Genomic DNA, 16669 nt, shown 5'->3' on the forward strand with positions numbered 1-16669 from the left:
GCCCTCAAGGCCTCGGGAAAGGCGCCGATGCCCGGCCGTGACGGCCGGGCATGAAAGGTCGTATTACTCGGCCGCTTCCGACGTCGGCGCCGGTCCCACCTTGGAATTGTGCAGGTCGACGTTGAGGCCGAGCGAGCGCATTTCCTTGACGAGCACGTTGAACGATTCCGGAATACCGGCCTCGAACGTGTCGTCGCCGCGCACGATCGCCTCGTACACCTTGGTACGGCCGGCGACGTCGTCCGACTTCACGGTCAGCATCTCCTGGAGCGTGTACGCCGCGCCGTAAGCCTCGAGCGCCCACACCTCCATTTCGCCGAAACGCTGGCCGCCGAACTGCGCCTTGCCGCCCAGCGGCTGCTGGGTGACGAGCGAGTACGGACCGATTGAACGCGCGTGGATCTTGTCGTCGACGAGATGGTGCAGCTTGAGCATGTAGATGTAGCCCACCGTCACCTTGCGATCGAAGGCATCGCCGGTGCGGCCGTCATAGACGGTCGACTGACCCGAAGCGTCGAGACCGGCAAGCTTCAGCATCTCCTCGATGTCGGCTTCCTTGGCGCCGTCGAACACCGGCGTCGCGATCGGCACGCCGTGGCTCAGATTGCGGCCGAGCTCGATCAGTTCGCCGTCGTTGAGCGACTTGATCGTCTCGTCCTCGCCGTAGACCTTCTTCAAGGTCTCCTTCAGCGGCTTGATGTCCTGCTTCGACAGGTAGGCATCGACCGTCTGGCCGATACGCCTGCCGAGGCCGGCGCAGGCCCAGCCGAGATGGGTCTCGAGGATCTGTCCGACGTTCATGCGCGAGGGCACGCCCAGCGGGTTGAGCACGATGTCGGCATGCGTACCGTCCTCGAGGAACGGCATGTCCTCGATCGGCACGATCTTCGACACCACACCCTTGTTGCCGTGGCGGCCGGCCATCTTGTCGCCGGGCTGGATCTTGCGCTTCACCGCGACGAAGACCTTGACCATCTTCATCACGCCGGGCGGCAGCTCGTCACCGCGCTGGAGCTTTTCGACCTTGTCGAGGAAGCGCTGCTCGAGCCCCTTCTTCGACTCGTCGTACTGCTTCCGCATGGCCTCGATCTCGGCCATCAGCTTGTCGTTCGGCGAGGCGAACAGCCACCACTGCGACTTCGGATACTCCTCGAGCACCGCACGGGTGATCTTGGTGTCCTTCTTGAAGCCCTTCGGACCGGAGATGCCCTGCCGGCCCTCGAGGAGCTCGGCAAGACGGTTGTAGACGTTGCGGTCCAGGATCGCCTGCTCGTCGTCGCGGTCCTTGGCCAGACGCTCGATCTCTTCCCGCTCGATCGCCAGCGCACGCTCGTCCTTGTCGACGCCGTGACGGTTGAAGACGCGCACCTCGACGATGGTGCCCTGCACGCCCGGAGGAACGCGCAGCGAGGTGTCGCGGACGTCGGAGGCCTTCTCGCCGAAGATGGCGCGCAGAAGCTTCTCTTCCGGCGTCATCGGGCTTTCGCCCTTCGGCGTGATCTTGCCGACCAGGATGTCGCCGGCGCGCACTTCCGCACCGATGTAGACGATGCCGGCTTCGTCGAGGTTCTTCAGCGCTTCTTCCGAAACGTTCGGAATGTCGCGGGTGATTTCCTCAGGTCCGAGCTTGGTGTCGCGGGCCATCACCTCGAACTCCTCGATGTGGATCGAGGTGAAGACGTCTTCCTTCACGATCCGCTCGGAGAGCAGGATCGAGTCTTCGAAGTTGTAGCCGTTCCACGGCATGAACGCGACCAGCACGTTCCGACCGAGCGCGAGCTCGCCGAGATCGGTCGACGGACCGTCGGCGATGATGTCGCCCTTCTTGACGATGTCGCCGACCTTCACCAGCGGACGCTGGTTGATGCAGGTCGACTGATTGGAGCGCTGGTACTTCATCAGGCGGTAGATATCGACGCCCGACTTGGTCGGATCGAGATCTTCCGTGGCGCGGATGACGACGCGGGTGGCGTCGATCTGGTCGATCACGCCCGAACGGCGCGCCGCGATCGCAGCACCCGAGTCACGCGCAACCACGCCTTCCATGCCGGTGCCGACGAACGGCGCCTCGGCGCGAACCAGCGGCACCGCCTGGCGCTGCATGTTCGAGCCCATCAGCGCGCGGTTGGCGTCGTCGTTCTCGAGGAACGGGATCAGCGCCGCGGCGACCGAAACGAGCTGCTTCGGCGACACGTCCATGTAGTCGACCTTGTCCGGCGTCACCGGCAAGACTTCGCCGGCGTGACGGCAGACGACGAGATCTTCGGTGAAGCGGCCCTTCGGATCGAGCGGCACGTTGGCCTGCGCGACCGTGTAGCGGCCCTCCTCCATCGCCGAGAGGTACACGACCTCGTCGGTGACGCGGCCGTCCTTCACCTTGCGATAAGGCGTCTCGACAAAGCCGTACTTGTTCACGCGCGCGAATGTCGCGAGCGAGTTGATCAGGCCGATGTTCGGACCTTCCGGCGTCTCGATCGGGCAGATACGGCCGTAATGCGTCGGATGCACGTCGCGCACCTCGAAGCCGGCGCGCTCGCGGGTCAGACCGCCCGGTCCAAGCGCCGACAGGCGCCGCTTGTGGGTGATCTCCGACAGCGGGTTGGTCTGGTCCATGAACTGCGAGAGCTGCGAGGAGCCGAAAAACTCGCGCACGGCGGCAGCGGCCGGCTTCGCGTTGATCAGGTCCTGCGGCATGACCGTGTCGATGTCGACCGAGGACATGCGCTCCTTGATTGCGCGCTCCATGCGCAGGAGGCCGATGCGGTACTGGTTCTCCATGAGCTCGCCGACCGAACGCACACGGCGGTTGCCGAGATGGTCGATGTCGTCGATCTCGCCCTTGCCGTCGCGCAGATCCACCAGCGTCTTGATGACGGAGAGGATGTCTTCCTTGCGCAGCGTACGCTGGGTATCGGGCGCATCGAGGTCGAGGCGCATGTTCATCTTGACGCGGCCGACCGCGGACAGGTCGTAGCGCTCGGCGTCGAAGAACAGCGACTGGAACATGGCCTGCGCCGAATCCAGCGTCGGCGGCTCGCCCGGACGCATCACGCGATAGATGTCGAACAGCGCGTCCTCGCGCGTCATGTTCTTGTCGGCCGAGAGCGTGTTGCGGATGTAGGCACCGACATTGACGTGGTCGATGTCGAGCAGCGGCAGCTCCTTGTAGCCCTGCTCGTTGAGGGCCTTCATGAGCTTGTCGGTGATCTCTTCACCGGCCTCCGCGTGGATCTCGCCGGTCTTGGGATTGACGAGGTCCTCGGCGAGGTAGTTGCCGACGAGCTCCTCGTCCGACAGGCGCAGGGCCTTCAGCCCCTTCTCCTGGAGCTGGCGGGCGGCACGCACGGTGAGCTTCTTGCCGGCCTCGAGCACGACCTTGCCGGTGTCGGCGTCGATCAGGTCGTTGATGGTCGAGTAGCCGCGGAAGCGGTTGGCGTCGAACGGAACGCGCCAGCCTTCCTTGGTCCGCTTGTAGAGAATCCTCTTGTAGAACGTGCTGAGGATCGCCTCGCCGTCGAGGCCGAGCGCGAACATCAGCGACGTCACCGGAATCTTGCGGCGACGGTCGATACGCGCATAGACGATGTCCTTGGCGTCGAACTCGATGTCGAGCCAGGAGCCGCGATACGGGATCACGCGGGCGGCGAACAGCAGCTTGCCCGAGGAATGGGTCTTGCCCTTGTCGTGGTCGAAGAACACGCCGGGCGAACGGTGCATCTGCGAGACGATGACGCGCTCGGTGCCGTTGACGATGAAGGTGCCATTCATCGTCATGAGCGGGATGTCGCCCATGTAGACGTCCTGCTCCTTGATGTCCTTCACCGACTTCGCGCCGGTTTCCTCGTCGATATCGAACACGATGAGGCGCAGCGTCACCTTGAGGGGCGCCGCGAAGGTCATGCCGCGCTGGCGGCACTCGTCGACGTCGTACTTCGGCAGCTCGAACTCGTAGCGGACGAATTCCAGCATCGAGGTGCCCGAGAAATCGGAGATCGGGAACACCGAGCGGAACACCGCCTGCAAGCCTTCATCGGCCCGGCCGCCCTGGGGTTCGTCGACCATCAGGAACTGGTCATAGGACGCCTTCTGAACCTCGATGAGGTTCGGCATCTCGGCGACTTCCTTGATGTGTCCGAAAAACTTGCGAACGCGTTTGCGACCGGTGAATGTCTGCTGCGCCATCGTGGCCTCTCATTTTCGTCGCCCGCTCTGGGCGCGCCGTCCGGAACGCGGCTGCCACCGCTCCCCGGGTTGAATTTTTCGAACCCGTTTTGGGGGCCGGAGACTCAGCTTCAGGCGAAAATGTCCTGAATCTGTTCTTCAGACCTTCAAAACGCAAAACGACGCGCGGGGCGCATATGCGCGCCCGCCCGTCACAACGATCGTCTTCACGGACTGCAAAAGCCCGAAATAGCCTGCTCTCCCAACGGCTTACAGGGAAATCCGGCATCCCCGCCCACCGCGCTTTCGTGCTGTTGACCCGATATGGGGCGACAATAGTGGAGATTCGAGGGGTAACCCCTCAAATCCCCACACTTTTTCGTGTTCGGCCTGCGGCGGAACGTTCCGTCGCACGCCTTTTGCATGAGGCCCACCCTTCGACGGGGGACCAAGATCCCAAGTCTCGACCGACCCGAGATCCCGCGCAAGCAAGGCCTGCTTACTTGAGCTCGATCTTCGCGCCAGCCTTCTCGAGCTGGGCCTTGATCTTGTCGGCTTCTTCCTTGTTCACGCCTTCCTTCAGCGGCTTCGGAGCACCCTCGACGAGGTCCTTTGCTTCCTTCAGGCCGAGACCGGTGATGGCGCGGACTTCCTTGATGACCTCGATCTTCTTGTCGCCGGCGCCGGCGAGAACAACCGTGAACTCGGTCTTCTCTTCCGCCGGAGCGGCGGCAGCGCCACCACCGGCCGGGCCGGCCACGGCGACAGCCGCGGCAGCCGAAACGCCCCACTTCTCTTCGAGGAGCTTCGCGAGTTCGGCAGCTTCGAGCACGGTGAGGCTCGAGAGGTCGTCAACGATCTTCTGCAAGTCAGCCATTGTTCAGTTTCCTTACGTGTAAGTCTGGTTCGGGTTTGAGTTTTGCGAAGGGCGTCAGGCCGCTTCGCCCTTTGAGGCATGAGCCTGGATGACGCGCGCGAGCTTGCCCGCGGGCGCATTGGCGAGCTGGGCCAGCTTGGTCGCCGGGGCCACGATGAGGCCGACGATCTTGCCACGCAGCTCGTCAAGCGACGGCAGCGAGGCAAGCGCCTTCACGCCGTCGACATTCAGGACGGTCTTTCCCATCGAGCCGCCGACGATGACGAACTTTTCGTTCGCCTTGGCGAATTCGACGGCGACCTTTGGCGCCGCTACCGGATCGTTCGAAGTGGCGATCACGGTCGGTCCCTTCAGCATGGGGCCGATGTTAACGACGTCAGTGCCTTCAAGAGCAATTTTGGCGAGACGGTTCTTCGAGACCTTCACCGAGGCGCCAGCCTGCTTCATCTGCATACGCAGCTTCTGCATCTGGGCAACGGTCAGGCCGGAATATTGAGCAACGATCGCGACGCCCGTGGTCTTGAAGACCCCATTGAGCTGTTCGACCGCCTCTTTTTTTTGCCGCTCGTTCCACAGCAAGCTCTCTCCGGTTGGCGGTCATCGCAAAAAGCGGGACCGCCGGGTTGCACCCATCGTCCCGCCCAAACCTGAACCTCCGGGCCAAAACCCATCGGACACGCCGGGCAAGACGACAATTCAAAGCCTGCCCTCCGGGAGCCCTTAAAGCCCACGGCGTGTCGAGGTCCGAACCAGACCCGTTTCGCGACCACCCCTTAAGGTTGGGCGCGAAGTGAAATCCGGTCTTCACCCGTCTATGCAGGCCGTGCGATTAAGCCCTTGAGAAATCGAAACTTCCCGCAGGCGCCTGCAGTCTTGGACAGGACAAGGTCAGCCGGCGAACCGCCCGACCCCTGCCCGCACCCACCAACCGACGGTTTTTCCTTCCTTTTCGGGCAAATCCTCGCGGACGTCCTGAAAAGGAATGATCTCCTGCCGTGTCGGGTTTTCGGGATGCGTGCACGAACGCGCCAGCCAAGGCCGGTACGTCCGGAGGCGGTTCTTTAACCGCTTCGGGCCGGCTTGCCAAGAGCAAAATTCACACCAGTTTGCCGGACGCCGCTACTGCCCTATTTGCGCTCAAAACGGTCCTTTGGGTCCGCAGCACCTCCCTGGTCCCGCCCTCCCGATCAGCGCTGGCCGAATTGGGTCCCCTGCTCGCGCCGAGGCATACGGGCTCGGGTTTCACGGGGCGTCTCGCCGTAGCGCGCCTTGTAATGGCGATTGAACCGGGAAATGTCGCTGAACCCGAGATCGAGTGCCAGGTCCGCAATCGTCCGCCGGGCATGTGCGGGGTCGATGAGCGCCGCACGGCATGCTTCCAGGCGCCGGGACAGGATGGTCTCGGCAAGGCTGAGGCCCGAGCGCGCGAATAGGTCATAGACGGATCGCGGGGAGATACCAAGATGGCACGCGACGCGCTTCGCATCCAACCCGACATCGGTATTGTTGCGAGCAATGAAGGTTAGCGCCGCCGCAAGTCGCGCATCGTGGACGCTCTCAGCTCCAAGGTCCGCGGTTGCCTGTTGGGAGAAAGCGAGCGTGAAAAGGTCGCAGGCGATCGAAACGGCCCTTCCGGCCGATGCTGCGGGTAACGTGGCAGCGCATTGTGCAAGCCCCCCTATGTAGCTCGCGAGCAGGGCTGCCGCTCCGCTGCTTGTGGAAACCGTAACAGGAACGAGCTCCGGCTCGGCCAGTCGCTGGGCGAACTGCCGCTTGTCGATCTGGATGACGGAAAGCTTGGTGCCCTCGCCCGAAACGGAAAGGTCGAAAGGTTTACTCACGTCAATAATCACCAGATCTCCTGGCCTTGCCGTGAACGAAACATCTCCATGCGTGCCTTGGCTCAGGCCGCTCTCGACCACCGCCACGCAATAAGCGTCATGCACGATATGGGCGATCTCTGCCTTGCTGCGGTACAGGCGCTGACCAGGAAATCGAGCGGTCGCAACATCGGTGCCGCTGGCGTTCGAGAGCTCCACCCGTGCTACGAATGGGTCCACGCCGGTCGGCTCGGCCTTCATGCCGAGGAAGGCGGAGGCGACGAACTCCTGCCAAAGAGGAAAATTATCGCGAGCGGCAATCGCCTTGGAGTCGAACAGCACAGGCATGGGGCATCATCGGCCAAAGCCGGCCATGTCTCGCATCCAGGCTCAGCAGTCAAGCGAAGCCTGCACCAATTGCCCATCGGCCTGCAGCCAGTGCCGAGACAGCGCGGCCGCGAGCGCCTACGAACCGCCCTTTGCAAGGTCATCGTACCGGACGCAGAGGGCTGACACTTTGAAGCATTATGGCCCTCCCAGGTATCCCGCAGGATCTATTGCCGCACGCCTGTTCGTTACGATGCCTCCCCCACACGAAGTAGATGATCAGAGATACTAATGAGGCATTCGATGCGCATGATACTCACCGGACTGTTCCTGCTTGCTTTGAGCATGCCGTCGTCGGCCGCCTGGAATGAGAAAAATGTGAAGGGGACAAAGGAGCACTCGATCATCAAGTTCTACCCGCAGGCACGAGTGACGGAATATGACGAGAAAGCTTTTGACAGCGTCGAACTCGTCACCGGAACGCAGCCTGGCAGTGATGGGGAGCCCGAGGCGAAGACCGAGGTGATCGAAGGCCGCATCGTGCGATATGTCTATGAGCACAAGCCCGGCACCTCCGCCTTCGAGATCCTACGCCAGTACGAGGCCGCGCTCGGCAAAGCTGGATTCGTGAAGCTCATCGCGGGACGGGTCGACAAGCTGCCCGCGCATGGCAAGATCGGAGGAGAGGTCTTCGGCGCATTCCGGCTCGATCGCGACGGGAAGCCTGCCGTCTACACGAACCTCAGCGCCAGTGACCAGGGAGATTGGATAGAATCGACGCTGACGATCGCCGAGCCCGATCAGATGGAGCAGAAACTCGACGCGGACGCTGACGGCTTCTACAAGGCACTCAAGGACAAGGGGCGTGTCGCCGTGTACGGGATCAACTTCGACACGGGCAAGGCGACGATCCGTCCTGACTCGGAAGCAGTCCTGAGCGAAATCCGAAAGCTGCTGGCCGACCACCCCGATCTGCGGCTGAAGGTCGAGGGCCACACGGACAATGTGGGAGCGCCTGCGGCAAATCAGAAGCTCTCTGAGGCGAGAGCGGCGGCAGTGGTAGCTTGGCTTGGCCGGCAAGGCATCAAGCCGGACCGCCTGACCTCGGCGGGCTTCGGCGATGCAAAGCCCATCGTCGACAACACCACCGAAGAGGGACGGGCCAAGAATCGCCGGGTAGAGTTGGCGCGCTAGACGTTTGGTCCGAGGGGTTGGATGGTGCGTTCTCAGCGGGCGCGCGACCTTGAGCACTAATCCTGGCAAAGCCAGCAAGGTCGCGTACATATCATTCCCGCAAGAGACAAATGCCGCCTGAATTCTTGCGGCCGTCGGCCGGTCAAGACTCCCTGACTGAATACGGCAGCGGTTTGTCCGCGAAATAGGCATCGAGGTTGGCGATCACGCAGTTCTGCATCGCGACGTGCGATTCGAGGGTGTGGCCGCCGATATGCGGGGCGAACACCACGTTGGGGAGCGCGGTCAGCGCATCGGGCGCGTGCGGTTCCGTCTCGTAGACGTCGAGGCCGGCGCCGGCGATGGTCTTGTCCGAGAGCGCCGTGACCAGGGCGTTCTCGTCGATCACCGAGCCGCGGGAGATATTGACGACGTAGCCGTCCGCACCGAGGCGCTTGAGGATATCTGCGTTGACGACGTGCTGGGTCTCGGCGCCGGCGCGAACCGCGATCATCAACACGCTGCACCAGTCGGCGAGCGCCTCCAGCGTCGGGAAATATTGATAGGGCAGATCGTGCTTGGTGCGGCTGAAATAGCCAACCTCGCTCTCGAACGCCGCGCAGCGCGCCGCGATCTTGCGGCCGATCTCGCCCATGCCGTAGACACCGATGCTACGGCCGGGCATGCCGGCCTGAGGCCGCATCATCGGTGACTGCTTTGACGATGCCCAATCGCCGCTGCGGACATACTGGTCGGCAACCAGGATCCGCCGCGTCGTCGCGAGCATCAGGGTCATCGCGATGTCGGCGACCGAGGCTGCATTAGCCCCGGGGCTGTGGCCGACCGCGATGTTGCGGGCAGCGGCCGCCTTCAGGTCGACGCCGTCATAGCCGGTGCCGTAGCAGACGATAGCGCCGAGCTTCGGAAACAGATCCATCGTATCCGCACCGAGCGGCGTGCCGCCCGCGGTGAGCATCGCACGGATGCCGCCGAGCTCTTCGGCCGAAAACACCTCCCGCGCCGGCCTGCCGCCGGTATCCAGCAGGTCGAACCGCTCGGCGAAAGGCGCCATCATCGTCCTGGGAAAGCGCGAGTAGATCAGGACCTTGTCAGCCATTGTTCTTGTTTCCGGTAAGCGCCGTCACAAACGACGAGGGGCGGAATCGGTTGCCCAATTCCGCCCCTCACCTCATGCAATTTCCAAACCTTAGCCGAGAATGGTGCCCGGCTCGACCTTCACGCCGGGGCCCATCGTCGAGGACACCGCAACGCGCTGGATGTAGGTGCCCTTGGAGCCGGCGGGCTTCGCCTTGGAGACAGCGTCAGCCAGGGCCTTGATGTTCTCGACCAGCTTCTCCTCGGAGAACGAGGCCTTGCCGACGCCGGCCTGCAGGATGCCGGCCTTCTCGACACGGAACTCGACCGAGCCGCCCTTGGCACCCTTCACCGCGCCGGTGACGTCCATGGTCACGGTGCCGATCTTCGGGTTCGGCATCAGGCCGCGCGGGCCGAGCACCTTACCGAGACGGCCGACCAGCGGCATCATGTCGGGGGTGGCGATGCAGCGGTCGAAATCGATCGAGCCGTTCTGCACCTTCTCGACCAGGTCCTCGGCGCCGACGACGTCAGCACCGGCAGCCTTGGCCTCATCGGCCTTGGCACCGCGGGCGAACACGCCGACGCGGAGCGTACGGCCGGTGCCGTTCGGCAGGGTCACGACGCCGCGGACCATCTGGTCGGCGTGGCGCGGATCGACGCCGAGATTGATCGCTACCTCGATGGTCTCGTCGAACTTCGCTTTCGCGCGTTCCTTGACCATCTTGATGGCGTCCGCGAGCGGATAAAGCTTTTCGCGGTCAACACCTTCGCGGGCTTTGTTCAAACGCTTTCCGATTGCCATGACCGCTTACCCCGCAACTTCCAGACCCATCGAGCGGGCGGAGCCCTCGACCATCTTCATGGCCGATTCGATGGTGTCGCAATTGAGATCCTTCATCTTCTTCTCGGCGATCTCGCGCACCTGCGCGCGTGTCACCTTGCCGGCCTTGTCACGACCCGGCGCCTTCGAGCCGGACTGGATCTTGGCGGCCTGCTTGAGGAAGTAGGACATCGGCGGCGTCTTCATCTCGAAGGTGAAGGAACGGTCCGCATAGATGGTGATGATCACCGGGATCGGGGTGTTCTTCTCTTCCTTCTGGGTCTGTGCGTTGAACGCCTTGCAGAACTCCATGATGTTGAGACCGCGCTGACCGAGCGCGGGACCGATCGGGGGCGAAGGATTCGCCGCACCGGCCGGGACCTGAAGCTTCAGGTATCCGGTCACTTTCTTTGCCATGTATCACTCCTGTTGTGCCGGCAGTTGCCGGCGGTTTCAGGTTCGTGGTCTGGGTCGGATGCGGCTGGCAACCGCCCTCTCCCTCCCACGGCCTCTCTTTGCGCGAAGCTTTTCGGCTTCACGCGCTGCCCGGTCAGACCTTCTCGACCTGACCGAATTCCAGTTCCACCGGCGTGGCACGGCCGAAGATCGACACCGCGACCTTCACGCGCGAACGCGCCTCGTCGATTTCCTCGACGACGCCCGAGAACGACGCGAACGGGCCGTCGGCCACGCGCACGTTCTCGCCGATCTCGAACGACACCGACGCCTTCGGCCGTTCCACGCCCTCCTGCACCTGATGCAGGATGCGCATGGCCTCGGCTTCCGAGATCGGCATCGGCTTGTTTTCAGCGCCGAGGAAACCTGTCACCTTCGGCGTGTTCTTGATCAGATGGAACGCCTCGTCGGTCAGCTTCATCTTGACCAGCACGTAGCCGGGGAAAAACTTGCGCTCGGCGTCGATCTTGCGGCCGCGGCGCACTTCCGTGACCTTCTCGGTCGGAACCAGCACCAGCTCGAACAGCTCCTCGAGCCCGCGCTGCTTGGCCTGCTCGCGGATCGACTCGGCGACCTTCTTCTCGAAGTTCGAATAGGCGTGGACGATGTACCAGCGCTTGTCAGACAATTGAGCGGTTGCTGTTGCCATCAGTGAATGCCCAGAAGGAAGGTGATGAGGTAACGGATGATCTGGTCGGAGGCGAAGAAGAAGATCGAGGCCAGGGCGACCATGACGAACACCATGATGGTGGTGATCGTGGTCTCGCGGCGGGTCGGCCAGGTAACCTTGGCGGTCTCCGAGCGCACTTCCTGCAAGAACTTGAACGGGCTGACTGCCATCGCTTGATGTCCAACGTCCGTCGACAGACGCGAATGAATTTCAGGGATCCGAACAGCCGCCGTTGGCCCAGCCCTCTGTCTCGAAGGATGAGCCGGAAACCGGGCTCGATTGTTCGGGGATTTCAAGGCCGCGCCGGAAATCCGCGTCTAACGGGCCGGCTGCGAGTGCCGGGTAGATACTGCGGATGGGGCCAAAGGTCAAGGTGTGGACAGGCCGGCCGGCTCGCGGTTGTGGCTTACGGACCTGATCTGGATCAATGGCTTATCCGGTGCCCCGGTCCGAGCTTTGCGGCCCGTCGCTGTCCTGCCGTCAATCCTGATTGTCGGGATTCGCTGGCAGGAGTGGCAGGGCTCGAACCTGCGACCCCCGGTTTTGGAGACCGGTGCTCTACCAATTGAGCTACACTCCTACGGACCCCGCGTTGCCGCGCGGATCAGGGCCGCTTTCAAGCACAGGGGGCGGCTGGATTGCAAGGGAGAAGCGCGCTGGCTTCGCTTGTTTGTGCAGCGTCTTCTGGGCCACAGTCCGTTTCCGATAATAAAGAACAACGGGAGTGCCATGACTGCCCAAGCGTCTGTGACAGCCGCCCTCGATACCGCAACCGCGCCGAAAACCCCGCTTCTGCCCGAGGCCAAGCCGGAAACCCTGGGCCTGTCGCGCCCCCGCCTCCAGGCCATGTCGGATGCGTTCAAGCGCGAGATCGACAAGGGAACCGTCCCCGGCGTCACCGTGCTGGTGGCCCGCCGCGGCCAAATCGGCTGGTTCGAAGCGCTCGGCAAGCAGAGCCCGGCAGGCTCAGCGCCGATGGCGCGTGATTCGATCTTCCGCATCTTCTCGATGACCAAGCCGATCGTCTCCGTCGCCATCATGGCGCTGGTCGAGGACGGCCACCTCCTGCTCAGCGATCCCGTCGCCAAGTTCATCCCGGAGTTCGCCGATCAAAAGGTCGGCGTGGTCAGCGGCGGCAAGCTGGAACTGGTTCCGGCGCGGCGAGCGATGACGGTGCAGGACCTGCTTCGCCACACCTCGGGCCTGACCTATGAGCACCAGGGCGACGGGCCCGTGCACAAGATCTACCAGGACTCGCGGGTGCGCAGCCGCAAGATCACCAATGCCGAGCATGCCGCGCTGGTCGCGAGCTTCCCGCTGGTCTGCCACCCCGGCGACGAGTTCAACTACAGCCGCTCCACCGACATCCTCGGCCGCATCATCGAGGTCGTCAGCGGCAAATCGCTCGACACTTTCCTGACGGAGCGCATCCTCGCGCCCTTGCAGATGACCGAGACCGGCTTCTCGACCAGCGAGGCCAATGCCGGCCGGCTCGCCGAGCCGTTCGCAGCCGATCCCTGGACCGGCGACAAGGTCGCTCTCTTCAACATGCTGGAACGGCCGGTGATGGAGTCCGGCGGCGGCGGGCTCGTCTCGACCACAATGGACTATGCCCGCTTCTGCCTGATGCTGCGCAACGGCGGCACGCTCGATGGCAACAGGATCATCGGCCGCAAGACGCTTGAGTTGATGGCCTCCGATCACCTCGGACCTGATGTCGTGACCAACGGCACCCTGCTCTCCCCCGGCCACGGTTTCGGCCTCGGCCTCGCCGTGCGCACCGAGCCCGGCATCGCCCCCTTCCCCGGCAGCGTCGGCCAGTATTTCTGGAGCGGCATTGCGGGGACGTTCTTCTGGATCGACCCGAAGGAAGACCTGTTCACGGTGTTCATGACCCAGGGCCCGGGCCAGCGCGACTATACGCGGACGCTGGTGCGGGATCTGGTTTACGCGGCGGTGGATTGAGGTCCTTCGCCAAATCGTGACCCTGCGTCCCCACATTCACTGTCATGCCCCGCGAAGGCGGGGCATCCAGTACTCCGCGGCCCCAATGGGCTCACATCACTGCTGCCGCGGAGTACTGGATCGTCCGCCTTCGCGGACGATGACACCGAGTATGGAGAGGCAAGCTCCCTTCTCGCAATAACGCCTCAACTGATCGTCGCGCCGCCGTCGATCACCATGGTCTGGCCGGTCATGAAGTCGCCGGCCTTCGATCCCAGGAACACCGCGGCGCCCGCGATCTCGTCGGGGATGCCGATGCGGAGCAGCGGCGAGCGTGCGGTCGACGCCTTCAGGTTCTCCGGGTTGTCCCACAGCGCCTTGGCGAAGTCCGTCTTGATCAGGCCGGGCGCGATGCAGTTCACGCGGATGTTGTCCTTGCCGTACTCGCAGGCGAGGTTGCGCGCGAGCTGCATGTCGGCCGCCTTGGAGATCGCGTAGGCGCCGAGGATGGTCGAGCCCTTCAGGCCGCCGATCGAGGAGACGATGATGATCGAGCCGTCCTTGCGTTCGATCATCTGCGGCACCACCATCGAGATCAGCCAGTTGTTGGCGACGATGTTGTTGTCGAGGATCTTTCTGAACTGATCGTCGGAGATGCCAGCAAGCGGGCCGTAATACGGGTTCGACGCGGCGTTGCAGACCAGCACGTCGATCTTGCCGAAGGCGCGGTTGCTCTCGTCGACGAGGTTTTGCAGGTTCTCCTTCGAGGAGATGTTCGCGGCAATCGCGACCGCGGTGCCCTTGCCGAACTTGTCGTTGATGCCCTTGGCAACCTGGTCGCAGACGTCAGCCTTGCGCGAGGAGATCACGACCTTCGCGCCGTGCTCGGCCATGCGCTCGGCGATCGCGAGCCCGATGCCGCGCGTCGAGCCGGTGATGACGGCAACTTTGCCCTTCATGTCGAACAAGGTCATGTTTCTCTCCCAGATTGATGTTCGTATTCGATGTCGTTACGCAGCGATGCAAAGCATCGTACTATGGTGCGCAATTGCCCACCTGAGAATCTCGAGATTCCGGGCCCGGTCCTGCGGACCGTCCCGGAATGACAGCTCACTCACGCGAGCTTCTTGACTTCCGGTCCGGCCAGCTGATGCATCGCCGCGTGCGCATCATCCGCGATCCATGGCTGCTGGTTCACCATCGGCAACCGCCAGACCGTGCGCTCGGGGCTTGCGAAATAATCGAGCCGCGTCACCGACACATTGTCGATATCGAAGGCGAGCCCCCCGCTCCGGCTGGCCGTCGAGCGCGAGCCCGAGCGCGGCCTTGATGGTGCCGCCATGGGCGACCGCGATCACGTCCTGCCCGGCCGCCTCAATGTTGATCCGCTCGATGGTGCGGCGCGTACGGTTGTAGAGGTCCATGAAGCTTTCGCCGCCGGGCGCCGGCTCGTTGATGTCGGCGAACCAGCTCATGCCCACGGGGCGGCTCGCGATGAACTCGGCGCGGTTCATGCCCTGCCAGCGGCCGAGATTCTGCTCGGCGAGGTCCGCTTCCCATTTCATCGACGCAGGCCTTGGGAAACCGGCCGCCCAGATCGCTTCGGCCGTTTGATGCGTGCGCATCAGATTGCTCGAATACCAGACCGCCTTGCGTGGCAGCACCTTGGCAACAGCATTGAACACGTAGGTGTCGCTGGTGTCGCAGGCGATATCGCTCTGCCCGTAGATGTTTCCGCCATCGTTGCGCACCGGCGCATGACGAACCCACCACCAGCGTGTCGTGACCACATTCGGCTTGTCTGCGGCTGCCATCGAAACTCTTCCATCCCGTGTAATGTCGCTGTACGTCAGTAGCGAACGTGTCTCAAGACACTTTACCGTTTGAAATTCTGTTTGAAATTCCGTCGCGCGGCAAGCGTCGCGCGCGAGCCAAAGGGAGAAACGCATGGGCCGTTTGCAAGGCAAATCCGTCATCATCACCGGCGCCGGCAGCGGCATTGGCCGCGCGGCTGCACTGCTGTTCACCAGGGAAGGCGCAAAGCTGATCGCAGTTGATCGCACCGAGGCGGTGAAGGAGACCGTCGAGGAGATCAAGAAGGCGGGCGGCACTGCGGAAGCGATGATCGCCGATGCGGGCTCCGAGAAGGACGTCATCGCCGTCATCGACAAGGCGGTGAAGACGCACGGCCGGCTCGACGTGATCTGGGCCAATGCCGGCGTCTCCGGCGGCCTCGTCCCGCTCGGCGAGCAGACCGTGGAACACTGGCAGGAGATTTTGCGCGTCAACCTGATCGGACCGTTCCTCGCGGTGAAGCATGCGATGCCGCACATGGTGAAGCAGCAGTCCGGCGCGATCGTGCTCACCGCGTCCGTCGCGGGTCTCAAGGCCGGCGCCAGCGGTCATCCTTACGCGGCGAGCAAGGCCGGCGTCATCAGCCTGGTGCAGACCACGGCCTATTCGCTCACCGGCACCGGCGTGCGCATCAACGCGGTCTGCCCGGGCCTGATCGAGACCGGCATGACCAAGCCGATCTTCGATCGCGCCAAGGAGCGCGGCACCTCCGACAAGATCGGCCAGCTCAATCCGCTCAAGCGCCCCGGCCAGCCGCACGAACTCGCCGCGATGGGACTGTTCCTGGCAAGCGACGAGGCCTCCTATGTGAACGGCCAGGCGTTCCCGGTGGACGGAGGTCTGACGGCGTCGATGCCGTATACGGGGAAGCCGGTTTAACAAGGACGGTCTCGTGTCCCGGACACGGTGCGGCACGCAGTGACGCTCCGCAGCGCCGGGACCCAGGAGGCCGCGGCAATAACTGCCGCATGGGCCCCGGCTCTGCAGCGCACCACTTCGTGCTGCGCTGCGTCCGGGGCACGAGAGCGCAGCGTTGGTGCGCAACTGCATCAACATCGTCATTGCGAGCGCAGCGAAGCAATCCAGTATCTTTCCGCGGGCGGCGGTCTGGACTGCTTCGCTGCGCTCGCAATGACGGATTGCGGGATAACGGCATTCGCATCTCTCGTGTCCCGGACGCGGTGCGGCACGCAGTGACGCCCCGCAGAGCCGGGACCCAGGAAGCCACACGGATCGCTGCAGCATGGGCCCCGGCTCTGCAGCGCACCGCCGAAGAGGCGCTGCGCTGCGTCCGGGGCACGAGAGCGTTGTTGAATGACTGGCATGGGCTCTCATTCTCGCGGCTTGTTTCGCCCGAGCTTTGCTTCGTCGCCTCACCCTCATGAAAGAGGGCGCAGGGAAGACCGGGAGCCGGCTGGCTCCCATGGACCGCCATGCCAAGAGCAGGTTGCGCTACAATGCACAGCGGG

At 63.5% G+C, this 16669-nt stretch carries 13 protein-coding genes, 1 tRNA gene and 1 pseudogene; 3 read left to right on the forward strand and 12 right to left on the reverse strand.

The window, feature by feature from the left end; all coding sequences use genetic code 11:
• Positions 1 to 63: 63 nt before the first annotated feature.
• The 4 genes from rpoB to AC630_RS01620 all read right to left on the reverse strand — a co-directional run bounded on the left by rpoB (position 64) and on the right by AC630_RS01620 (position 7206).
• On the reverse strand, positions 64 to 4182 hold the full coding sequence (gene rpoB / locus AC630_RS01605; protein ID WP_074116748.1) for a DNA-directed RNA polymerase subunit beta: 4119 nt from the start codon (positions 4180 to 4182) through the stop codon (positions 64 to 66).
• Positions 4183 to 4660: 478 nt separating this feature from the next.
• Positions 4661 to 5038, reverse strand: a complete 378-nt coding sequence (rplL, locus tag AC630_RS01610; protein WP_074116749.1) for a 50S ribosomal protein L7/L12 — start codon at positions 5036 to 5038, stop codon at positions 4661 to 4663.
• A gap of 54 nt (positions 5039 to 5092) precedes the next feature.
• The gene (gene rplJ, locus AC630_RS01615) at positions 5093 to 5614 is read right to left on the reverse strand and encodes a 50S ribosomal protein L10 (protein ID WP_074116758.1); all 522 of its coding nucleotides are present in this window, start codon (positions 5612 to 5614) and stop codon (positions 5093 to 5095) included.
• Positions 5615 to 6225: 611 nt separating this feature from the next.
• On the reverse strand, positions 6226 to 7206 hold the full coding sequence (locus AC630_RS01620; protein ID WP_074116750.1) for a helix-turn-helix domain-containing protein: 981 nt from the start codon (positions 7204 to 7206) through the stop codon (positions 6226 to 6228).
• A 324-nt stretch (positions 7207 to 7530) separates the two neighbouring features.
• On the opposite strand from AC630_RS01620, the gene AC630_RS01625 reads away from it, so the two are divergent.
• Complete coding sequence (locus tag AC630_RS01625) at positions 7531 to 8379, forward strand: OmpA family protein (RefSeq protein ID WP_167561110.1); 849 nt, start codon at positions 7531 to 7533, stop codon at positions 8377 to 8379.
• Between the two features lie 142 nt (positions 8380 to 8521).
• Here AC630_RS01625 and AC630_RS01630 read toward each other — a convergent pair whose 3' ends face one another.
• From AC630_RS01630 to AC630_RS01655, 6 genes are all read right to left on the reverse strand, one after another.
• Positions 8522 to 9475, reverse strand: coding sequence for a 2-hydroxyacid dehydrogenase (locus AC630_RS01630; protein ID WP_074116752.1), 954 nt, complete (start codon positions 9473 to 9475; stop codon positions 8522 to 8524).
• A gap of 90 nt (positions 9476 to 9565) precedes the next feature.
• Positions 9566 to 10258 carry a 50S ribosomal protein L1 gene (gene rplA / locus AC630_RS01635; protein WP_014494487.1) on the reverse strand — a complete coding sequence of 231 codons (693 nt, stop codon included), beginning with the start codon at positions 10256 to 10258 and terminating at the stop codon, positions 9566 to 9568.
• Between the two features lie 6 nt (positions 10259 to 10264).
• A complete protein-coding gene (gene rplK / locus AC630_RS01640; protein WP_057745528.1) occupies positions 10265 to 10693 on the reverse strand; it encodes a 50S ribosomal protein L11 in 429 nt (142 codons plus the stop codon).
• 133 nt (positions 10694 to 10826) lie between these two features.
• The gene (nusG, locus tag AC630_RS01645) at positions 10827 to 11381 is read right to left on the reverse strand and encodes a transcription termination/antitermination protein NusG (RefSeq protein WP_007602985.1); all 555 of its coding nucleotides are present in this window, start codon (positions 11379 to 11381) and stop codon (positions 10827 to 10829) included.
• Positions 11381 to 11572 carry a preprotein translocase subunit SecE gene (gene secE, locus AC630_RS01650; protein ID WP_074116753.1) on the reverse strand — a complete coding sequence of 64 codons (192 nt, stop codon included), beginning with the start codon at positions 11570 to 11572 and terminating at the stop codon, positions 11381 to 11383. Before secE ends, nusG begins: the two co-directional genes overlap by 1 nt.
• A gap of 334 nt (positions 11573 to 11906) precedes the next feature.
• Positions 11907 to 11982 (reverse strand) — tRNA-Trp (locus tag AC630_RS01655).
• Between the two features lie 149 nt (positions 11983 to 12131).
• On the opposite strand from AC630_RS01655, the gene AC630_RS01660 reads away from it, so the two are divergent.
• Positions 12132 to 13367, forward strand: a complete 1236-nt coding sequence (locus AC630_RS01660; protein ID WP_074116754.1) for a serine hydrolase domain-containing protein — start codon at positions 12132 to 12134, stop codon at positions 13365 to 13367.
• Positions 13368 to 13552: 185 nt separating this feature from the next.
• Here the strand turns inward: AC630_RS01660 and AC630_RS01665 are convergent, their stop codons facing one another.
• Together AC630_RS01665 and AC630_RS01670 are read right to left on the reverse strand one after the other, a co-directional pair.
• Positions 13553 to 14320 (reverse strand): SDR family NAD(P)-dependent oxidoreductase, encoded by a 768-nt coding sequence (locus tag AC630_RS01665; protein ID WP_074116755.1) that lies wholly within the window; start codon positions 14318 to 14320, stop codon positions 13553 to 13555.
• A 140-nt stretch (positions 14321 to 14460) separates the two neighbouring features.
• Positions 14461 to 15160, reverse strand: a pseudogene (locus AC630_RS01670) (histidine phosphatase family protein).
• Positions 15161 to 15293: 133 nt separating this feature from the next.
• Here AC630_RS01670 and AC630_RS01675 point away from each other — a divergent pair.
• Complete coding sequence (locus AC630_RS01675; protein ID WP_074116756.1) at positions 15294 to 16079, forward strand: SDR family NAD(P)-dependent oxidoreductase; 786 nt, start codon at positions 15294 to 15296, stop codon at positions 16077 to 16079.
• The last annotated feature ends 590 nt before the right edge of the window (positions 16080 to 16669 follow it).

Source organism: Bradyrhizobium sp. AS23.2, assembly GCF_001908185.1.
Classification (GTDB): domain Bacteria; phylum Pseudomonadota; class Alphaproteobacteria; order Rhizobiales; family Xanthobacteraceae; genus Bradyrhizobium.

Coding starts and splice junctions, on each gene's coding strand:
- rpoB (WP_074116748.1), bottom strand. CDS start 4,182: ATGGCGCAGCAGACATTCACCGGTCGCAAACGCGTTCGCAAGTTTTTC.
- rplL (WP_074116749.1), bottom strand. CDS start 5,038: ATGGCTGACTTGCAGAAGATCGTTGACGACCTCTCGAGCCTCACCGTG.
- AC630_RS01620 (WP_074116750.1), bottom strand. CDS start 7,206: ATGCCTGTGCTGTTCGACTCCAAGGCGATTGCCGCTCGCGATAATTTT.
- AC630_RS01625 (WP_167561110.1), top strand. CDS start 7,531: ATGCCGTCGTCGGCCGCCTGGAATGAGAAAAATGTGAAGGGGACAAAG.
- AC630_RS01630 (WP_074116752.1), bottom strand. CDS start 9,475: ATGGCTGACAAGGTCCTGATCTACTCGCGCTTTCCCAGGACGATGATG.
- rplA (WP_014494487.1), bottom strand. CDS start 10,258: ATGGCAATCGGAAAGCGTTTGAACAAAGCCCGCGAAGGTGTTGACCGC.
- rplK (WP_057745528.1), bottom strand. CDS start 10,693: ATGGCAAAGAAAGTGACCGGATACCTGAAGCTTCAGGTCCCGGCCGGT.
- nusG (WP_007602985.1), bottom strand. CDS start 11,381: ATGGCAACAGCAACCGCTCAATTGTCTGACAAGCGCTGGTACATCGTC.
- secE (WP_074116753.1), bottom strand. CDS start 11,572: ATGGCAGTCAGCCCGTTCAAGTTCTTGCAGGAAGTGCGCTCGGAGACC.
- AC630_RS01660 (WP_074116754.1), top strand. CDS start 12,132: ATGACTGCCCAAGCGTCTGTGACAGCCGCCCTCGATACCGCAACCGCG.
- AC630_RS01665 (WP_074116755.1), bottom strand. CDS start 14,320: ATGACCTTGTTCGACATGAAGGGCAAAGTTGCCGTCATCACCGGCTCG.
- AC630_RS01675 (WP_074116756.1), top strand. CDS start 15,294: ATGGGCCGTTTGCAAGGCAAATCCGTCATCATCACCGGCGCCGGCAGC.